Raw genomic sequence first — 20489 nt, forward strand, 5'->3', positions numbered from 1 at the left:
GATCGCTTCCTCATGCCTCGTTAATAACTCCTTATCTCCTAATGCCCCGCGTAAATAATATAATTTCATCGTTTTATTCAACTATGACTGGAAAAACTTAGTGTTAGATCAGAAATTATAATACTTGCATTCCTTTTACAACCAACAAATCAGATCACGGTTTAATATCAGACAACATATTTTCTTCGCCAAATACGTCACTTCGTGTATATAATCATAAACTTGCAGGGACAATTGCCATTCAAAAGGAACGGATATGCTGAAACGTGACATCTCACGCACCAATGTATTAATTGCTGCTGCTGGAGGAATGATTGGCTCTGGCTGGTTATTTAGTCCTTTTATCAGTGCACAAATGGCGGGTAGCAATGCCTTAATCAGTTGGGTTATCGCAGCCATTTTTATGTTGTTTATTGCTTTACCGCTTTGCGAATTGGGTACAATGTTTCCTATTTCAGGTGGAATGACTAATTATCCCAGCTTCACCCACGGTAAGGATGTGGGGTTTTTGTTTGCCTGGACATCCTGGCTCTCTTATGTGGTTATGACGCCCATTGAAATTCAAGCCATTTTGCAATATACAGGACATTTTTTCCCCTCTTTACTTGTTAAAGATACCACAACGTTTGCGCTATCAGGACCAGGATATCTCATTGCCATTGGTATTATGCTTTTTGTTGTTTTTATTAATTCTTATGGCGTCAAGATACTGGCTGAATGTAATAAAATTGCCAGTATTATCAAATTTTTTGTTCCAGGTCTTGCTATTGTTTCTTTGTTATACGTTGCACCATCAATGGATAATATTCAATTAAACTTGACTAGCAAAAGAGCCTGGTTCGAAATATTTACGGCCCTTTCAACAGGCGGCATAGCCTTTGCTTTTACGGGATTTCAAAATGGTTTAATGCTCGCTGGCGAAGTGCAAAATCCTCAACGTAATATCCCTATCGCCATTCTGGGTGCCGTTCTGATCGGCTTTATTTTGTATTTCATGCTGCAACTCAGTTTTTTGGCAGCTATTCCACAATCTTATTTAAATCAGGGGTGGCAACATTTAAGTTTTCCTGGTGATAGCGGCCCGCTGGTGGGTTTAACGTTACTACTAGGTCTGGGGGTGGTGGCTATGTTATTAATGTTTGATGCCGCATTTTCACCCTTTGGCAGTACGCTTATTTTTACTGCGGCTACCTCCCGTATTTTGTATGGCATGGCTTTAAACAATCATTTACCGCGTTTATTTACAAAATTAAATCGCCACAGAATCCCGTACATATCACTATATGCTAATTTTTTAGTCGGTGTTTTATCCTTCTTGCCTTTCCCCGGTTGGCAGAAAATGGTCGCTTTTCTTTCCTCTTGCAGTATTTTATCTTATGGTATCGGACCTATTTGCCTGTTAGCCATGCGGAAACTACAGCCTGATCACGAGAGGCCCTTTAAACTCTCAGCCAGCCTCTTTTTTTGTCATGCTGCTTTTTATGCTTGTAATTTAATGCTTTACTGGTGTGGTTTTGATATTTTATGGAAACTTGATTTGGCGTTAGCCATTGGTTTTATCATTAATCTCATCTATCAAAAACGCAGTGTTACCTCGTGTAGCCGTAGTTTATACTGGTTTGGCTTTTACATGGCTTCCATGTTGTTGTTATCTTATTTAGGTTCGTTTGGAGGGACCCGGCTTTTACAATTTCCGTTTGATATAGTTGTTATTCTTCCACTGAGTATAGTCATTCTCCACTTCTCTCAACGGGTAATTATCGATAGTAAAGTTCATGAAGAGTTAACATCGAACATGATAATGGCAGAAGCTACAGAGACTTAGGTATAACATTGCCTTGAATAACGGGCAGCAAACATTCAGACTTTACCTGTGCGTTAAAAAATGATTTAATTTTTTTTCAACACTTAACTATTGTCTCTGAGGAGAAGTAATTTCCAACTACTAAATATAGGGATTTAATCAATGAAAAAACTTTCTAATCAATTAATAAGCCTGTTTATACTGCCAATATTTTGCACAACGATATGGGCGCATGGCGTTATCGAAAAACCGGCTTCTCGAGAGCAGTTTTGCGGTGTAGAAACCAAACCTCATGAAATTTATAGTGATAAAATGACTCATGAAAAATGCCGTCCTGTAATGACTTTAAGTGATGGGTCCATAGACAACAGCATTTATAATTTTATGGCTGTTCTTACTCATACCACGGGGCGTTCTGATAAACCCATCGACCAATTGCCTGTCAATGTTTGCGGATTTAACTCTGAAACCTGGCATGGAGGAAAAACACCTTGGGACAAAGCAATGGATTGGCCCACTGTACCTATAAAAGCAGGTCCTGAGCAATTTATCTGGAATATTTCCTGGGGAAATCATTTTGGTGACACAGAAGAATTTGTTTATTGGATCACAAAACCTGATTTTCAATTTGATCCCAATAAGGAACTAACCTGGAATGATTTCGAATCCACTCCTTTTTGTAAACTTAAATACAATGATCAAAGTCCGGATGCAAACCCTAATGTCATACCTGACAAGGTAAATAATAAATTTATCACGCTTTGCAACGTACCCGAACGTGCTACCAGAGCAGTGATCTATGCGGAATGGGGTAGGAACTCATGGACCTACGAGCGATTTCATTCGTGTATGGATGTTGTTTTTTCTGATACGCCACCACCATCAACTGAGGTTAAAGCTATAATCAAGTCTATTCCCACCCAAATAACAGGAGCTCAGGAAATTGATTTGGATGGAACTCAATCGACAGGTTCAAATTTAACCTATACCTGGTCTGTAGATGCTGATGATCTCACACCTTATCAATTAACTAATGCCAATACTGCTACAGCACATCTATCGCTCCAGAATATACAAGCCAGTCAACCGGTAACGATTTACTTGACGGTGACGCAAAATAATGTCCGCTCACAAACCAGTGTGACATTTACCCACGCCCCTGCGATAAGTTCTCCCTGGCAATTAGTAGGCAACGCAACGGTTGCAGAAACGTTAAAATCCGAGGATAAAATCCAATTAAGATTAGTTGATAGTGCGGGAAAAGATTATTTTCTTCCTTCAGTACCTTTGGTACTTGACGCAGAATCGTCTAAAGCAGAAAACATTGCCTATACTCTTGCTCAAGTCATCAACCCGGATAATAACTTCTCTGTAAAAATTGGCGTTCCTGATGCAAATAATGTCATTGAGCCGGTAAGAAATTTATCTAACAAAATTTATGTACCAGTAAATAGTATTATAAAGAATGCTTATATTCACGTTGTGCCACCCACAAATACGGTAGAAACCTGTACTGTTGAAAGACAAAATGGTGCAAGTAGTTACTGGATGGGATATAACATTTATGTGGATAAAGCGCCCTTTATTTTAGACTTTAGCTCAATTGGTATAGATTTGGATAAAGTTAATATTTCTGGTGTATTTACCGATGTAATCAAACAAAGCAGCACCGAACTGTTAATTAAAACCAAACCTTCCTGGGTTTCTAAAACGACACCAGGATATATGGGATTTCATCCCAAAAGTGGCAGTTATCCTCCACTCGATAAAACCACTCCTGCCAGCTGTCAGACAGATAGCTCTAAATAATAATAGATCCCTGAATACCTGATTTTAAGGTATTCAGGGATTTAACATGAAAGTCAAGTCTATCTCTTTCCCTTTTTTTTCTATAGAATGACAAAGTTCCAATGTTTTATTCAGCTTTTCTTCCTGTGGATAGTTTCATAAATTAACCAATCTGACAATTCATAAAAATGCCCTTTGTTGAGGCAATGATCCTTATTTTAAGAGGCTTTTCTTCTATTACTCCTAAAGAGACTTATCCCCAGAATGTGTGGATAACCTTGTGTATAGTACGTTTAAATCCTTGATAATCCTTGTAAAGTCTCTTGCCGCACCAAAGCTATCGAGCTGCTTCTTTTTTTGCAAAAAACTTATGTAATATTAGACAATGAACGAATATATTGCCGTATTCTGATTGATGCAATCCATGGTGCAAGTAAATTTGCTCTGTTATGAGCCAAATGCTTCAGCAACCGCTAAAAACGCCAATAAACGTTAAAGTAATGAATTATTTTGGACAAAAAAACATTCGAAATTGTTACAAACATTAACGCTTTTTGGGTTAAAAAAGCGATTCAACTACGCTATGATTTGCGCTCAAATGATTGCCAGTGACTGGCATCAAGATACTCTCATTACCGTTGTATTTCATGTTGTAACAACCTGTCTTACACGTTAACCCGTAACAAGGAATCAAGGATATGATGTTTAAAGTGTTTAACATTCCTGCTCGTAGTTTCCTGCAACAAATTCAAAATGCCCTGAATAAAGGCGTGAAAGTTTACAATGTCCATGCTGAATTGGGCGGTCATATCAACGAACTTTCAAGTACCGAATACAATAGCCAGCGCCAAATCGCTGAACGGCTTTTAACGGAACAAGACAATAATACGTCCTCCAAACAAGTATTAAAGACCAAAAAGCATGAAGTGCGGCAAATCAATTATTTAAAGTTCAATGAAAGATATCGTAATAAAGACTTCTGGCGCAAACTGCAATTGGATCACTCGGGTAGTCAGGACCTCATTAGGAAGCTCGAAAGAGAATGGAGTCGTCAAGCCAGTCATTCTCATTTTACGGTAGACGCTCTTTTTGAGAGTGAAGCACAGTTACAAGAGTTCCAATTACTCCTTAAATACGCCCAACAAGAGGCAGCTAAAAAACAGTATAGAAAGGATGAAGCACTTAAGTCTTACCTGGATTATTTATGTCAGTTTACAGAGACGATAAAACAAGAAAAGGAGGCAATCGCTGAAGCACTCTACTATCGTCTTAAAATAGCCTTTAGTAATAAAAGCGTTACCCATTATAATCCAACATTTTACTTGCTAACGACACTGCATACTCAAGGCATCAATCCAGTTAAGGGTATGACAACCAATGAATTACTTGTTCATTCAGAACCGCCTTTCCCGTTTGCCAAAGCCATTGCTTATATCCAACGTGAGGGTTCTGCACCCCTTCAACACGCCTTGGCCAAGTTGCTTGAATTAGCGAAGGATTACCCTAGCGCGCTTGAAGTGAGGCAACAAGGCCATCGTATTTTTTTAATTCCGAACGCATTAAGTCATTATATTCCCAAATCTCGTTTTATGAGCGCTCTCTTTTCAGGCGCTCAATTACGTTATCAGTTCTTCCAGAATAAAACGGATTTACTCATCAAACTTGCCATGCTGTATACTCCCTTTAAACCACCCAAAACCACTTGGGAAAGTATGCAAAACGAGTGGCAAACGCTCGTTGACTTACAAAAAAACCTGGACACTGAATTACAGACCACGCAACAACGAAAACGAACCTGGTTTGCGTTTCTCTTTAAGAAGACCAACACATTCCTCGATAAATGGCAAATGATGGTTCAGCATGAACAATATTCGGTAACAAGCAAACAATTAACTCAGCTAAAACGTATGCTCAAAATGCCCTTGCCATTAAATTATGCGTTTGCTGAGGCAACTAACGAGTCCGTCAGCACGTTTAAGCAAACTATGCGCCTGCAATTGAGCGCGCTGGAAACAAGACTGAAAAATGACACGAAGTGGGTTAACTCCAGAGAACAACAGGAGTTTCAGGCGCTAAAACAAGCGATAATAACTCAGTGGGATCTTTATGATACACAGAATAAAGCCCCTTCTATCGAATCGGTTCTTTTTCATTTATCCACCAAACCCGCCGTCTTCCTTTCAACGGATAAATTTGCCTTACTTGAAAAGGAATTGGCTACCCAAGACTCTATTCAATTGGAAACGTGGGCAAAGACTGTTGAAGTGGAACGAATTGCTTTGCATGTGAGCACTCTTTTAGAGAACTTGCCCTCATTAATGACCACGCAATCCGCTCTTGATGCTGATTTATCGTATGATAAGGCGCTGCGTTATTTGCATCAAGTCAGTCGCGTCCTGTCTTTTTTTTCACATACACACTTAAGTCAATCACTAGAAATGATAACAATTCACAATCGATTAACTGCTTTTGTGTTGTGTTATCAAAATTTTATTGAAGGACAGACTCAAGATACGGTACAAAAAGACAATGCTTCATTGATTCGCTTGGAAAAAACCATCCATGCCGTGATATCCATACAACCGGAATGGGAATCAATCCGCCATCTTTTGTTTAACGCCGAAGGGGAGCGTGACCTGATCCTCAAAGGTCAGCCCGCTATCGATGTGCATGCTTGTCTTGTGCAATCTCAACAGGAAGAAAACATACGACGGGAACAACTTAATGCCCTGCTCACTCAACACGACATACTTTCTAACGATATTCAAGAAAGCATTGCACGTTCAAAACAAGGTCGAGAAACAAGAAAAGCCAGGCTTGCCGCTTTTTTTACGCCGAAAGATAACTTGCCTGGAATCATTTCAGAAACCATCGTAGCCCCTAGTAGCCAGCCTTGATCTAATTTTGTTAAAAGGAGTCATTATGACAAACACGTTAAAAGAATTTAAAAATGCAGTCGGTCTTCAAATTAGCAATTACCTACAGGAACATCATCCTGTTAATTATCGTAATACATCATCAAGACATCTCATTGTCATTAAACTTCATGGAGACTCTTTCGCTTATTTGTTGGATTTTGAAGAAAAAACCTGTCAATTTATTACCGATACAAAAATCATCGATGACCTCACCGAAACAGAAAACGTCAGTAAATTATACGATACAGATGAAAAAGAAAAACGCTCTATTCATCAGTTGCTCAGTCAATTAGTGCAACCCATTGAGGAAATGGTGGGTTTTGAACTCTGGAAATCCATTCGAGAAGAACTGAAAGCAATGCCAGGATTTTGGAGTTTTCTAACGCCTTTACGCGCATTGACTTTAAGTTTACAAGACATACTCAAAGAATTTTCACCGAAGGCACTTCATCAAGAGGATAATGCTCTATTCAGAACATTAATTAACAAACTAAAAGCTGAAATCGAATATTTGCTCCAGTTAATTACTGAATTAACTCAACAAAGCCGGGAGCTTACACTCGAAAATGAAAAACTGAGAATACAGGCTGATGCCGGCGAGATGAGTGCCGAAGAAGCTGAACGAACAATTAAAAAAAAATACGACCATATCCTTTCTCAAAATGCTGGTCTTGTCGAGCAGTTAAACCAGGCAAAAACAAACTACGAGACCCTTGCTAAAAAATACAAGCAGGCTAAAACAGACACTACTGAAGCCAATAACGAAATAAGGGCACTGAATATTGAAAATGAACAATTAGCGGAAAAATTGGAACAGACCATAGCCTCTGTAGAAGAGAGCAGCCAGGAAATAGAAACTATTATTGATTCATTTATTAAGGTTCACGGCCCCCATTCAAATGAGCCTAAAACGACCGCTACAATACACAATATGCTATCAATCCGTGCAATCAATGAGCGACATAAACAATACCGTCTTGCGTCAGGTGGTGGCAATTACTCACAATTCTTTAAGAGAACTATGGCGACTGGCCAAACCACTTCAGTTCCTGGTCATCACCATAACAATGGATTCGCGATGTAATCGCGAGTCCGACAACTTTATTTATTAGAACCTCTTTATCAACAAGCTTTATACGTTATTAATGAAAGCATTTATGAAATAATCGGTGGTTAAAAACGCATTAAGTTAATGATCAGAAAAACATTGTTGTTCTTGTGTGAGACTCGTGATTTAAAAAGGAAGCACTATCGTTAAAGAAACGAAAAATAGTAAGGGCATTTTCATACCCTTACTATTAAAATTACGCACTTAATCAATTTTTATTTTTATTTTCCACGTGAGCAGCATGATGTGCTGGCGTAGGCATTTTATGGTCGTGCATACCCACTTTTCGTTCTGCCATATTTGTTTTAGATTCCGGCATATTGATCTTGCTATCAATTATTTTGTGTTCAGGCATGCTCATTTTATGATGAGACATACTCATCTTATGCTCAGAAGATGAGGCTGGTTTATGAGCAGGCATATTTATTTTACGTGCTGATGAGCTACTTGCCTTCCGGCTGGACGCACTTGCTTTACGAGTGGAACCAGCACGGGCAGAAGTACTCGCTTTATGGCTGGTAACTCCTGTTTTGCGCGCAGGAGCTGCTTTTTTGGCGGCTGCACTGCGAACAGAGCTGCTTGCCTTGCGTACCGAAGCAACCGATTTACTACCAGCTTTTGCGGCTGCCCTGGATTTGGTGGATGAGGCTTTACTTGGTGAAGCGGCTTGTGCTGCTTTTTTTATTGCTCCAGCTGCTTTACTTTTTGCCTTCAAGGGATTTTTCTTGCTTACAGAAGAGCGTAAAGAAGACATAACTTCTGGCATCATTCTATTCTTAAACAAATTTCTTTCCACGTGTGTGCCCTGTTCTCTCATTTCGTTTGACAAAGTCAAGAACGCACGCTCCATAAGCTCGAAAGATTGCTGCATACAATCCAGCACACGATGACTATTTTCCATTGCCAAACTAACTTGTTTTCCTAAAAATTCTTCAGGTCGATGCATTTGAGATAACTCATCAAATCGAAGATAACTTAAATTTTTAAAGGTTCTTACTTGCAAATCCAATAATGCTTGAAATGGTTTTTGCATTTCATTTGTTATTGCACTCCAATTCTTTAAATAATCCTGATTCATGATTTTTTCTCCATTTTTGTTGCGTTGCACTATTTTATCCTAGTAGAAGAATTAAAATTTTGCGAATTTTTTAATAATTAAAGCAACTCAAATGGAATCCTGATCTGCAACACTGAACAGACACTCCGCATATTTTGTACACACAAAACCACCATACGTATCAATCCAGTTAGCATCTTCCCGCGCGGGGATTTTGATTCGTCCCGGCCACCAGATGGAATAAAAACCTACAGAATTTTTATAGGTACATACGGCACCGCGACCTAATCCGGCAACTAATATATTGGCTCGAACGAATTGAGTCCCTACCTCTCCTTGTGGACGATTCAATGAATAGGGATCAGCAAACCATGGCTCAGGAACTTTGCCCCATTGAAGAGAGCTGGTATTGGGATCGGGGCATTTCACCGTGGCAGCTTGCGCCATTGAAGCAATCAGGAAAAAAAGTATCCATCTTCCTTTCATTATTAATTTGATCCTACTTACTTGATGAATATTTTTTACATTATACCATTGTACACTAAAATTTCTTTGTTATAATGGCCACCTGTGCCGGGGTGGCGGAATTGGTAGACGCGCCGGATTCAAAATCCGGTGGTGGTGACACCGTGTGGGTTCGAGTCCCACCCTCGGTACCATTAAGGGTCTTTTAAGGACTCTTGATGGATCTCAAACACTACCACAAATTAGCCTTTACATCGCCCTTAATTGTTCGTTATTTTCATAGCGAGAGGCGGCTCCCTGAACATTATTTTAATTTCTCTATATTTCACATTGAACGATCGTTAGAAAATTATAGAATGATAAAACTGAATATAGTAAATTGACTATCGTTTGTATTAACTCCAGATTAAAGGCTCAATATGTTAGATATAAAATTAATAACAGAAAATACAGAAAGTATCAGAGACAGTATCCGCAAAAGAGGAGTTAATGCTGATTTAGATACGTTATTAAACCTTTATACTACACGCAAGTCACTGATGTTGAATGTAGAAAACCAACGAGCTGAATCCAATCAAATTGCAAAAATAATACCTCAGTCACACGGAGAGGAAAAACAGGAGCTTATTAATAAAGGACGTACCTTAAATCATAAAATTGCCATGCTCGAAGAGGAGCTGCGAAAAATTGATGAACTCTATAACGAAGCAATGCTTAATATACCTAATCTTCTGGCCGATGATACCCCTCCTGGTGAAAGTGACGCAGAAAACGTAGTGTTGAGAACCCATTTGGTTCCTCGCGAGTTTGATTTTGTACCCAAAGATCATATCGAAATAGGAAAAGCACTTGATTTAATCGATTTTGACAGCGGTACCAAAGTCACTGGTGCAAAATTTTACTTTCTAAAAAACGAAGCTGTGCTGCTCGAATTAGCGTTAAAGTTATTTGCGATGAAAATTGCCGCTGAGTTTGGCTACACCACTCTTATTACTCCTGATTTGGCGAAAAAGTCTATCCTGACTGGAACCGGTTTTTCTCCGAGAGGCGAAGAGTCTAATATTTATAATTTGGAAGATCTGGATCTGAGCCTCATCGCAACCGCTGAAATTACTGTTGGTGGAATGCATGCGGACGAGATCGTTGATGAAAATAAATTACCACTGAAATATGTAGCTGAGAGTCATTGCTTTCGTAGAGAAGCTGGCGCAGGCGGCAGGGAAAGTAAAGGCTTATACCGTGTACATCAATTTTCCAAAATTGAACTTTTCCAAATTACCAGGCCAGAAGATGGTGAAGCTGCTTTGGAAGAGATTTTAAAAATAGAAGAAACAATCTATCAAAAACTTCAATTACCCTATCGAGTTGTTCGTATATGTGCTGGCGATTTAGGGGCAGCAGCTTTTAAAAAATATGACATTGAAGCATGGATGCCCGGTAGAGACTCGGATGAAAAATATGGTGAAGTAACCTCTGCTTCGAATTGCACCGATTTCCAATCACGTCGATTGAATATCCGATATCGCGATAAAGAGAACAAAAGAGTGTACCCGTATACTTTAAATGGTACCGCTATCGCTTTAAGCCGAACATTAATGGCAATCCTCGAAAACTACCAGCAAAAAGACGGCAGTGTAGTCATTCCCGAAGTATTACGTACTTACATTGGCAAAGACATCATAGGAAGATAAATACAATGAAGAATTTGATGGGCTTATTTAAAGTCAAACATAACACCAGAGATAATATTTTATCTCCTTTAGAACAACTTCCAGAATGGCTTGCATCAGAGATTGCATCTAAAATTGACAAGAACAGTTTTGCTAATCTTCGCCGTGCCTCTAAAACAACCTTGAGGCTATTTCATGAGTTATCAAGTGCCCATAAGCTCCTCTATCATGTAGAAAGAGCTAATTATGCTGCTGCGGCAAAAATGGTAGAAGAACATCCTATGCTAATGTTCCAACATGTTCAGTAAGACCATAAAAATACCCGGCTTAAGACAGATTAGAACAATGATAATACGCATGCCCTCGCATGGAATGACGGCAGTTTAGTATTTTATTAATGCTGCACCCTGATTTCTCCATGCTCTGAATAAAATTGGCGGTAGCGATACCAGTTCTTACCTTTGAGACGAAAAAGATAGTTTTGGATATGATAAAGCACTTTATGAAGCAAGTATTAATAATCAACCTGACACTGTAAGATTTTTGATGGAGGCTAATGCGAGTCTAAGAGAAAAACGTGAATACAGCTTTAGTAGGGATTTCCGTATCGGATACGAAGAGTATGACTATTATAATGCTTTAGTTGCAGCTGCCTCTCGTCAATCTTGGATGGCAGTTTTAAGTATAATAGAAACAGTAAAAGCAAATTCTACGAATGATTGTGGGCATGACATCGCTTTTTATTTTGCATGTAAATATAAAAATCTAGATGCGGCTAGAAAGTTATATGCTGCTGGAGCTAGCATTCGGCATAAATTCATAGAAGTCTATAAGACTTCTATGAATAATCAATTTCCTCCTATGTATCAATTTAACAGTATGCAGTGGGCATTACTTAACGATGATCCTGATATGGTTTGTTTTTTGCTTAGCGCTGGTTATGAACTCAGCTCCTCATTGTTATATACTACAAAAAATCAACAAGGGGATGGTTATTCAAAGCAAACAATGGATCTTGACCAGTTTGTTACTTTATATGATTGTCGTGCCACTTTATCTAAAGGATTGTTAGATTTCAAAAATGATTATCAAAATATAAAAAATAATCAGATATTTAAAGAGCATACGTGTCATTTAGAATCCATTGCTAAAGAGAAGCACAAAGAAAAAGCTGCTTCAGAAAAAACAGAAACTTTAAAAAATAATAAACAGAACTTTTTAACGAGTGTAAATGATTTTCTTCGTCCGCTAAAAAAACAAAATCACTTTGAACGATGTTTAATATGGAAGTCAAACGAGCGTAAAGATATTGATACAATTGAGCAATTGCATAAATCAAAAGATGTTGAGGAAATAAAAGCTTTTATTAAGAACACTAAAGGAACGAGCAAAGTTTCAAAAAAACTGTCAGAATTCTTAGAACAAAATCAAGTCAATCAAGATTTTTCCGGTTCAATCGATATGCAAGGCCCAAGTATATGATAAAGTAGAGAGGCAGGTTCTGTGGAAAATGGAAGAAACCCGTTAGCAGTAACTGGAGGGTGGATGAAACATACATCGTAAGTATTCACGTAATGTCGTCAACTTAAGAAGAAATTTGTGCCACAGCTTCAAGCTGTCTCTTTCTCGCATAGGCACCCTCATCCCCAACCCTTCTTCCTCAAGGGAGAAGGAAGTCAAATTCCTGGTGAGTGTTCACGGAGTATGTAATTAAGAAGTATATAACGTCAATGTCTTTCCCGCGCACAGGCAGGAAAGACGAGTCATGGAACAAAGTCTGGCAGAGAAAATTTGCATATCCCGTGAACGCTTAATGGCACATAGGTTTATCTTTATCATGCTGTAAATGTCCATGTTTGGTAAGGGTTATAGGTCGTTTTCAAAATAAAGATGATATGGAAACCTTCCAGCGTCTTTATGAAGTAAGAGCTAATGAGTTTAAGGAGCTCCTGTCTCAACCAGAATCCTTGTTGAGTCAAAATAAAACACCTGCGTTTTAATGCTTTTAATAAGTGAGTTAATTAATCAACCGACCAAATTCTGCGGGTATTTTAACATAGAATAACTCTACCTTTTTCTGAGCTAAAAAAGCCAATAACTTCTCTGCCTCCTGTTCAGTGACAAGCATCACAATCGCAACGGGCTGATCTAACAATTCAAAAAAATGAGCGCTGTGTAACTGACGATGAAGGCCAAAACCAAGCGCGCCCGTAAATGCCGTAGCACCGCTAATACCGTGATCGCGAGCAATGTCTATAAGCCACGCATAAAGTGGTTGCTTTCCATGATTCTCATTCTGTTCGATAAAAAATTCTAACTGGTAGCCTTTCTGCATAAAATGGTTTCCTTCCCGTCAAGCGTTTGTTCGGCATCCATATCAGTATGTTCACGTATCATAAAAAGAAATGGGATAAATCCTAAAGCAAGTACAAAAGCAATTTGATACAAACCAACCCATCCAAACCACATCTGCAACATGGCCGCCACGGGGCCGGAAAAAATACGAGGTAAAGCAGACAAAGCAACCAGTAGAGAAAACTGGGTTGCAGTATAAGGTTGTTTTACCAAACGCATAAAAAAAGCGACTAAGGCCGTTGATCCCATGCCTGCTGCAAAGTTATCGCAAACGACTGCTGTAGCAAATAAAAAGAGATTTTTACCAGTAAGTGCTAAAGCAACAAATAAACTATTAGTCAATGCCTGTAAAAGGCCAAAAACAAGCAAGGCTCGAAACAACGACCAATGAATAAGTAAAAAACCAGCGGCTAAACCACCTAAAATAATCGAGCTAATACCCATTACTTTATTCACATAACCAATAGTATCTAACGAAAAGCCAACTCCTTGAATTAAAAATGGCATCACAATCCCACTCGTTGTGGTGGTAAAAGCCTCTCCCAGCTTGTAAAATAAAATAAAAAGTAATAAAGGAATAATGCCTCGCCGAGTAAAAAGCTCTCTAAAAGAAGTAAGAAACATCCCTGCAAAGCTCATGTCATTTGTGAGATAGTTTGAAGGTTCACGGCTCCAGAGAGTAGCGGTCATGCCAATCAACATTAACATTCCCATCAGACGATAAGTATAAGGCCAACCAAAATGTTTTGCCATGATCAAGGCAAAACCACCACCAATCAGGAGAGCCAAACGATAGCCCAAAACAGCTAAAGAAGCGCCTAATCCATGTTGTCGAACTGGTAAATATTCAATACGGTGCGCATCAATAGCTACATCTTGAGTGGCCGAAAAACAGGCCAAAGCAAAAGCGAGAATTCCCATCCATTGAGGCGATGTTTCAGGCGATAACCAAGCCATTGCATTAAAACCAATTAACAAAGCAAACTGCATTAAAAAAATCCAGCTACGCCGTTTCCCTAAAGAAAAAAGAGAATAACGATCAAGTATTGGCCCCCAAATGATACGATAAAGATAGGGCATGCCGGCCAAACTTAGCATACCTGTCGCTAATACAGACATACCAGTCTCGGCAAACCATGCTTGTAGCGTACTGCCTGTTAATGCTAACGGAAGTCCTGAAGAAAAACCCAATAAAAAAACAATCAGCAGGCGCTTGCTCATGTTTAAACCCGGTTAAATTATATTTACTAAAGGCTTTGACAAACAATCATTCACTTCGACTGCTTATTTTTCTACAAACAAAACATAGGAACAGAAACACTCCTGGTATCATGAGGATACCAGGATGAAATAAATGTTTATTACGCATCAGATTTTTTGACAGAAATTAAATGAATTTTAAAGATTAATGTTTCGTTAGGTCCGATAGGGCCGCCTACGCTACGAGGACCATAAGCAAGTGCCGAAGGAACATACACTTCCCAGGTAGAACCTGCGGGCATTAATTGTAAAGCCTCAGTCCAGCCTGGTATAACCTGCGATACTTTAAAAGTAGCTGGCTTGCCTGTTTTATCTGTACTATCAAAAACCTGTCCGTCTATTAATCGACCAGTATATTCTACGGTCACTGTATCCTCTTTCGCCGGTTTTGCACCTTCTCCTTTTTCAATAATTTTGTATTGTAAGCCACTTGGCAGACTAACCACCCCCTCTTTAGTCTTATTGGCATTTAAAAAGGCTTCTCCTTTGGTTTTATTTTCTTCAGATTTTTTATTGAATTCAGCAGTACGTTTCATCATCAAATCTTTTTGAAACTTATTGAGAACGTCTTTCATCTGATCTTCAGTTAACAACAACTGGCTACCGTTCATGCCATCCTGCAAGCCTTTTGCCATTGCGGCAGGGCTTATATCAATGCCTTGCTTTTTGAAATTTTTTCCCAAATCAGCGCCAATACTATAAGACAGCTTATCCATGTCGCTATTCAATGATGTTGCAGAGGGTGCTACTGTAGCAGCATCAGTTGCAGCAATTGTCGTTGACATTGCCAAACTCATGACAGCTGCAGCGACTAGTCTCATCTTCATAAACAATCCCCTTTATTTGTCTTTCGTCAGAATAATCTTGCAAAAATGCACCATCATTCTGCCTAAAATCAAATGAAATTTCCAGTAAAGCGAGTTAAAAGAAATTTGCTGAATCATTCATTTTTATTCTACGGGTAGTTGTTTATACCGTATTTTCCTTCTAAACTTGCCATTATTTGCACTAGTTTGAGCCTTGTCATGAGTATTAGTGTATTTGATTTATTTTCAATCGGTATTGGGCCTTCAAGTTCTCATACAGTGGGGCCAATGCTCGCTGCGAATGCCTTTCTGAATTTACTGGAACAACGAGAATGTTTTAATAAAACTACCCGGATAAAAATCGAGCTTTATGGCTCATTAGCATTAACCGGCAAGGGTCATGGAACGGATAAAGCCATTCTTAATGGCCTGGAAGGAAAAGCGCCTGAAACAGTCGATCCAGCAAGTATGATCCCGCGTATGCAGGAAATTATTGCCAACCGGGTACTTTGTCTGGGAGGAAAAAAAAGTATTTCTTTTGATGAAAAAAATGATTTTTTATTTTTTCAAAAAGAACTTTTGCCAAAACACACGAATGGTCTGCGTTTTACAGCCTATAATGATGCCAATACGGTATTAACAAGCCAGATTTATTATTCAATAGGTGGTGGTTTTATTACCACTGAGGAAGAATTTGACCAACCATCTACTTCGCTGGAAAAGCCTCCTTATCCTTTTGCTACTGCCCGGCAATTATTGAAATTATGTCATGACAATCATCTCACTATAGCCGAATTAATGATGGCCAATGAACGTACCTGGCGTGACACTAAAACTATTCATGAAAATATTCTGATTATTGCCAAAGTAATGAATGAATGCATTGAAAATGGTTGCAAGCATTCTGGTATTCTGCCTGGCGGCTTGCAAGTTAAACGGCGTGCTCCTGATTTGTACAAAAAACTAATCGAACATAAAGGAATACCTAGTATCTTTGAGCAATCCGATATTATGAACCGACTTAATCTGTATGCCATGGCTGTCAACGAAGAAAATGCAGCGGGAGGACGTATTGTTACGGCACCAACCAATGGCGCCGCCGGTATCATTCCAGCGGTGCTTAAATATTGTCAGGAAGCGCATGATCGTTTAAGTGATGAAGATATTTACACCTATTTCCTTACTTCTGCTGCCATTGGCATTCTCTATAAAGAAGGGGCATCCATTTCTGGCGCCGAAGTAGGCTGTCAGGGAGAGGTAGGCGTTGCTTCCTCCATGGCGGCAGCAGGGCTAACCGCTGTTTTGGGGGGAAGCATCGCGCAGATTGAAAATGCGGCTGAAATTGCCATGGAGCATCACTTGGGCATGACTTGTGATCCCGTAATGGGTCTTGTGCAAATTCCTTGTATAGAACGTAATGCCATGGGTGCTGTTAAAGCGGTTAATGCGTCACGTATGGCCCTTATTGGTGATGGTCAGCACCAGATTTCTTTGGATAAGGTCATCAAAACCATGAAAAAGACCGGTGAAGATATGCAAAGTATTTACAAAGAAACCTCGTTAGGTGGTTTAGCGGTTAATCATCCGGAATGTTGAAGGAACTATAGTCTTGACCAGTTAATTTATACCTTAACCAGACTTGCAGCCCCAATGAAATAAAATAATTACTAACGGATATCAATCCAGAGATACGATGTGAATTCTATTATTTAAAGGAATTGTATGAAAAAAGCCACCCTGATCACTTTTGTGATTACCCTGCTATTTTGTTGCTACTCTACTCAAACGCTAGCGGGAAAAGAACGCTGTCCAAGAGAAGCTATTCATTGTGTTTATAATATGACTAATAGTCCTCCTAAATGGGTTAGGATAACAATGCAGCCAAGAAACCTGACCATGATTCTTTGTCTACGCAGTCAAGATGTTGTCTATCTTGAGAAAGATGACATAGAACAAGATGGCACGCTACCCGGCAGCTTATTGACCTGGACACTAAGCCAATGTAGTAACAAAAATTGTGAACAAAGCCATCTTTTAGGGGTGGATCAGTTTAGTTTGGCCTGGAGTGGAAACCATTACGAGACAAAACCCGGAACTTACGGCTTTATATTTGATCCAACATTTGGAGAAACGTGTACCTTCCTTGATGAATAGCATTCAAGGTTGTAACTCTTCATTCTCTTTATTCGTGGCCATCGCTTTTCGAGTATGATCTTCAGCAAGAAGCATATACATTGCTGGAACGACAAAGAGAGTAAACAGGGTGCCAATTGAGATACCGGTTGCGATCACAAGCCCAATGTTATAACGACTTTCAGCACCTGCGCCTGTAGCCAGAATAAGTGGGATAACACCTAAAACCATCGCTGCCGTTGTCATTAAAATAGGACGTAAACGAATAGCTGCTGCCATTTGAATTGCTTCTCGTTTCGTTTTACCATTTAGTTGTAATTCGTTGGCGAACTGAACAATTAAAATACCGTGTTTACTGATCAATCCAATTAACGTGACTAATCCTACTTCACTGTAGATATTAAGCGTTGCATGACCAATACCAAGACTCACAAATATCATTGCACCAAAAATTGACATAGGCACACTAATTAAAACAATAAGCGGATCTCGAAAACTTTCAAATAAAGCCGCAAGGGATAAGAAAATAATAATCAGCGCAAAGAAAAAGGTAATGATCAGACTGGAACCTTCCTGAATAAACTGACGTGATTGTGCCCCGTAATCAATGTAATAACCTTGAGGCATGACTTCTTTGGCAATATCAGCAAGCGTTGATAGTGCCTTTTGCATGGAAACGCCAGGAAAAGCAACCGCAGAAATGGTTACTGAATTAAGTTGCTGAAAATGATTCAATGATTCAGGCACAATCTGCCTTTCAAGTTTAGCGACTGTTGAAAGAGGAATCGAAGACCCATTGGCTGTTGTAATATAATAATTCAATAACTGATCCGTATTCAGGCGAAATTCCCTTTTCATTTGCGGGATCACCTGGTAGGAACGACCGGCATAATCAAAATAATTAATATAGTTTTCACTCAGTGATGCCCCAAAAAGATTACCAATATCCTGCATAGTCAAACCAAATTCCGCTACTTTATCTCTATCGATGACAACTTTGGTTTGGAGTTGATCAATTTTAAGATCAGGATCAATATAAGCAAAAATGCCACTGGCCCGGGCCTTTGTTAATATATTTTGCAATACCTCGTTTAAGTTTTCAAAAGTCTCCGTGGTAGTGATTACGAATTGAATAGGTAGCCCACTTCCGCCGCCGGGCAAGGAAGGTAACTGAAAAGCGGCTATTTTAGCGCCGGCTATTTTATCAAGATCCTTCTGCAAAAGAGGTTGCAATTGATTAGTAGTACGCTTGCGTACATCCCATGGTTTAAAAACCATACCTATTATTGACTTATTCAGACCACCATTGCCATCAACCTGAAAAATATGGTCTGTCTCGTCAAATTTTTGAAAAAGTTTGTTGACCTGATTAGAATAAAGACGAGTCTGTTCCAGGGACGCATTGGCAGGCGCAGTAACTTGTGCAATGACAATCCCCATATCCTCCTGAGGCGCTAACTCAGAATCTGAAGTAACAAACAGAAAATAATTGCTTAATAAAATAAGAGTTGCGAAAACTGCAATAACCGGTAAATAGTTTAATCCTTTGGCTAACATCCGTTCATAGCCTCGTTCTAACTTTTTAAAAACCTCGTCGATATACTTCATAAAACGGTTTTTAGTATTATCAGCACCCGTTTTTAAAAATTTTGAACACATCATGGGTGAAAGTGTTAAAGCGATTACCGCAGAAACAGTCACAGCACCAGCCAGAGTAAAAGCAAACTCTGTAAATAAAGCGCCTGTTAATCCTCCCATAAAACCAATAGGCACATAAACCGCAATTAATACAACGGTTATTGCAATAATAGGGCCTGATAACTCCCTTGCACCCAACAATGCGGCTTTAAATCGGGTCTGTCCTTCTTCAATATGGCGTTGCACATTTTCTACAACAATAATTGCATCATCAACGACTAATCCAATTCCTAATACCAAAGCCAGCAACGTTAATAAATTAATAGAATATCCCAGTATCGTCATGATAAAAAAAGAACCAATGATCGATAAAGGAATGGCGATAAGAGGAATAATCACCGAACGAACAGAACCAAGAAAAAGAAAAATAACGCCTGTTACAATCAAAAAAGCCTCCAATAGGGAATGAATAACTTCATTAATTGAAGACGTGACAAACAAACTGGCATCATAAACAATATTAGCTTTCAAGCCTTGAGGCAATTGAGCCTGAATACCAGGGAATATTTTTTTTATATCGCTGATTACCGTTAAAAGATTCGCTGAAGGAGCGACAAGAATTCCGATGTACACGGCCGTACGACCATCAAAACTGACAAGAGAATTATAGTTTTGCGCACCTAATTGTACATCAGCGACATCCTTTAATCGAACAATAGCCCCATTTTGCGCTTTCAGTACCATGTTCTTGAATTGTTCCACATTCTTTAGATCGGTACTGGCGGTAAGATTCTGGATAAACATTTGACCGTCAGTACGCCCTACTGCGGAAATAAAATCATTATTGGCAAGTGCAGCTCCTATATCTGCCGCAGAAAGACCATATCCTGCCAATTTAACCGGATCAAGCCAGGCACGAAGAGCAAAGGTTTGATTACCCAATATTTGAGCATTCTGTACTCCATTAACTGCTTGTAATTTAGGTTGAACCACGCGAATCAAATAGTCTGTAATCTTATTAATAGGTAATTCATCGCTGTAAAAACCAATATACATCGAATCAATCGTTTGGCTGACTGAGACAGTAATAACAGGTTGCTGTGAATTTTTAGGTAACTGATTAAGAACAGCGTTAACCTTGGTAGTAATATCCGATAACGCTTTCAGAGGATCGTAATTAAGACGTAAGTAAACGGTGATTGTACTGGTGCTGGGTGTGCTTGTGGAGGTCATATAATCAATACCATTGGCCTGAGCAATGGAATTTTCCAGAGGCGTGGTAATAAAACCGGCAATAACATCCGGATCGGCACCCACATAGGTTGTTGTTACAGTAACAATTGCGTTTTCAGTGAAGGGATATTGCATTACCGGTAAAGAACCCATTGAACGCAAACCCATGGCTAAAATTAATAAACTAATTACGGTAGCAAGTACCGGGCGTCTAATAAAAATATCCGTAAACGGCATGTCACTCCTTAATGTCT

The 20489-nt window shown here is 39.2% G+C and carries 15 protein-coding genes, 1 tRNA gene and 1 pseudogene; 10 read left to right on the top strand and 7 right to left on the bottom strand.

Features of this window, described 5'->3' with window-relative positions:
- Positions 1-256: 256 nt before the first annotated feature.
- The 4 genes from T345_RS0100005 (at position 257) to T345_RS13120 (ending at position 7594) form a co-directional block, all read left to right on the top strand.
- Entirely contained in the window at positions 257-1825 is a 1569-nt protein-coding gene (locus tag T345_RS0100005; protein ID WP_028387516.1) for an APC family permease, read from the top strand.
- A gap of 141 nt (positions 1826-1966) precedes the next feature.
- Complete coding sequence (locus T345_RS14685; RefSeq protein ID WP_084273695.1) at positions 1967-3613, top strand: lytic polysaccharide monooxygenase; 1647 nt, start codon at positions 1967-1969, stop codon at positions 3611-3613.
- Between the two features lie 677 nt (positions 3614-4290).
- On the top strand, positions 4291-6489 hold the full coding sequence (locus tag T345_RS0100015; protein ID WP_028387517.1) for a hypothetical protein: 2199 nt from the start codon (positions 4291-4293) through the stop codon (positions 6487-6489).
- Positions 6490-6514: 25 nt separating this feature from the next.
- The gene (locus T345_RS13120) at positions 6515-7594 is read left to right on the top strand and encodes a hypothetical protein (RefSeq protein ID WP_035917835.1); all 1080 of its coding nucleotides are present in this window, start codon (positions 6515-6517) and stop codon (positions 7592-7594) included.
- Between the two features lie 232 nt (positions 7595-7826).
- Here T345_RS13120 and T345_RS14425 read toward each other — a convergent pair whose 3' ends face one another.
- Together T345_RS14425 and T345_RS0100030 are read right to left on the bottom strand one after the other, a co-directional pair.
- Positions 7827-8726: a hypothetical protein gene (locus T345_RS14425; protein ID WP_051555060.1), complete on the bottom strand. Its 900-nt coding sequence runs from the start codon at positions 8724-8726 to the stop codon at positions 7827-7829.
- A 57-nt stretch (positions 8727-8783) separates the two neighbouring features.
- A complete protein-coding gene (locus T345_RS0100030) occupies positions 8784-9122 on the bottom strand; it encodes a DUF3757 domain-containing protein (RefSeq protein ID WP_423202088.1) in 339 nt (112 codons plus the stop codon).
- Between the two features lie 125 nt (positions 9123-9247).
- On the opposite strand from T345_RS0100030, the gene T345_RS0100035 reads away from it, so the two are divergent.
- The 3 genes from T345_RS0100035 to T345_RS0100045 all read left to right on the top strand — a co-directional run bounded on the left by T345_RS0100035 (position 9248) and on the right by T345_RS0100045 (position 11118).
- A tRNA-Leu gene (locus T345_RS0100035) sits at positions 9248-9334 on the top strand.
- A gap of 225 nt (positions 9335-9559) precedes the next feature.
- On the top strand, positions 9560-10831 hold the full coding sequence (gene serS, locus T345_RS0100040) for a serine--tRNA ligase (RefSeq protein ID WP_028387519.1): 1272 nt from the start codon (positions 9560-9562) through the stop codon (positions 10829-10831).
- Positions 10832-10836: 5 nt separating this feature from the next.
- Positions 10837-11118, top strand: coding sequence for a hypothetical protein (locus T345_RS0100045; protein ID WP_131777724.1), 282 nt, complete (start codon positions 10837-10839; stop codon positions 11116-11118).
- Between the two features lie 22 nt (positions 11119-11140).
- Here T345_RS0100045 and T345_RS15530 read toward each other — a convergent pair.
- Positions 11141-11297, bottom strand: a pseudogene (locus tag T345_RS15530) (IS91 family transposase); the annotation flags it as partial.
- Between the two features lie 59 nt (positions 11298-11356).
- Between T345_RS15530 and T345_RS0100050 the strand changes: the two are divergent.
- A complete protein-coding gene (locus T345_RS0100050; protein ID WP_028387521.1) occupies positions 11357-12292 on the top strand; it encodes a hypothetical protein in 936 nt (311 codons plus the stop codon).
- 535 nt (positions 12293-12827) lie between these two features.
- Here T345_RS0100050 and T345_RS0100055 read toward each other — a convergent pair.
- The 3 genes from T345_RS0100055 to bamJ form a co-directional block, all read right to left on the bottom strand.
- Positions 12828-13145 (bottom strand): DUF190 domain-containing protein, encoded by a 318-nt coding sequence (locus T345_RS0100055; protein WP_028387522.1) that lies wholly within the window; start codon positions 13143-13145, stop codon positions 12828-12830.
- Positions 13124-14386 carry an AmpG family muropeptide MFS transporter gene (locus T345_RS0100060; protein ID WP_028387523.1) on the bottom strand — a complete coding sequence of 421 codons (1263 nt, stop codon included), beginning with the start codon at positions 14384-14386 and terminating at the stop codon, positions 13124-13126. The genes T345_RS0100055 and T345_RS0100060 overlap by 22 nt, the downstream gene beginning before the upstream one ends.
- Positions 14387-14526: 140 nt before the next feature.
- Positions 14527-15252 carry a BamJ family beta-barrel-assembly machinery protein gene (gene bamJ, locus T345_RS0100065; protein WP_028387524.1) on the bottom strand — a complete coding sequence of 242 codons (726 nt, stop codon included), beginning with the start codon at positions 15250-15252 and terminating at the stop codon, positions 14527-14529.
- 198 nt (positions 15253-15450) lie between these two features.
- Here bamJ and T345_RS0100070 point away from each other — a divergent pair, with 198 nt between their 5' ends.
- Both T345_RS0100070 and T345_RS0100075 read left to right on the top strand, forming a co-directional pair.
- Positions 15451-16827, top strand: coding sequence for an L-serine ammonia-lyase (locus tag T345_RS0100070; protein WP_028387525.1), 1377 nt, complete (start codon positions 15451-15453; stop codon positions 16825-16827).
- A gap of 126 nt (positions 16828-16953) precedes the next feature.
- Complete coding sequence (locus T345_RS0100075; protein ID WP_028387526.1) at positions 16954-17385, top strand: hypothetical protein; 432 nt, start codon at positions 16954-16956, stop codon at positions 17383-17385.
- Positions 17386-17388: 3 nt separating this feature from the next.
- Here T345_RS0100075 and T345_RS0100080 read toward each other — a convergent pair whose 3' ends face one another.
- Positions 17389-20472, bottom strand: a complete 3084-nt coding sequence (locus tag T345_RS0100080) for an efflux RND transporter permease subunit (RefSeq protein WP_028387527.1) — start codon at positions 20470-20472, stop codon at positions 17389-17391.
- Positions 20473-20489 lie beyond the last annotated feature (17 nt).

Source organism: Legionella fairfieldensis ATCC 49588 (assembly GCF_000621525.1).
GTDB lineage: Bacteria > Pseudomonadota > Gammaproteobacteria > Legionellales > Legionellaceae > Tatlockia > Tatlockia fairfieldensis.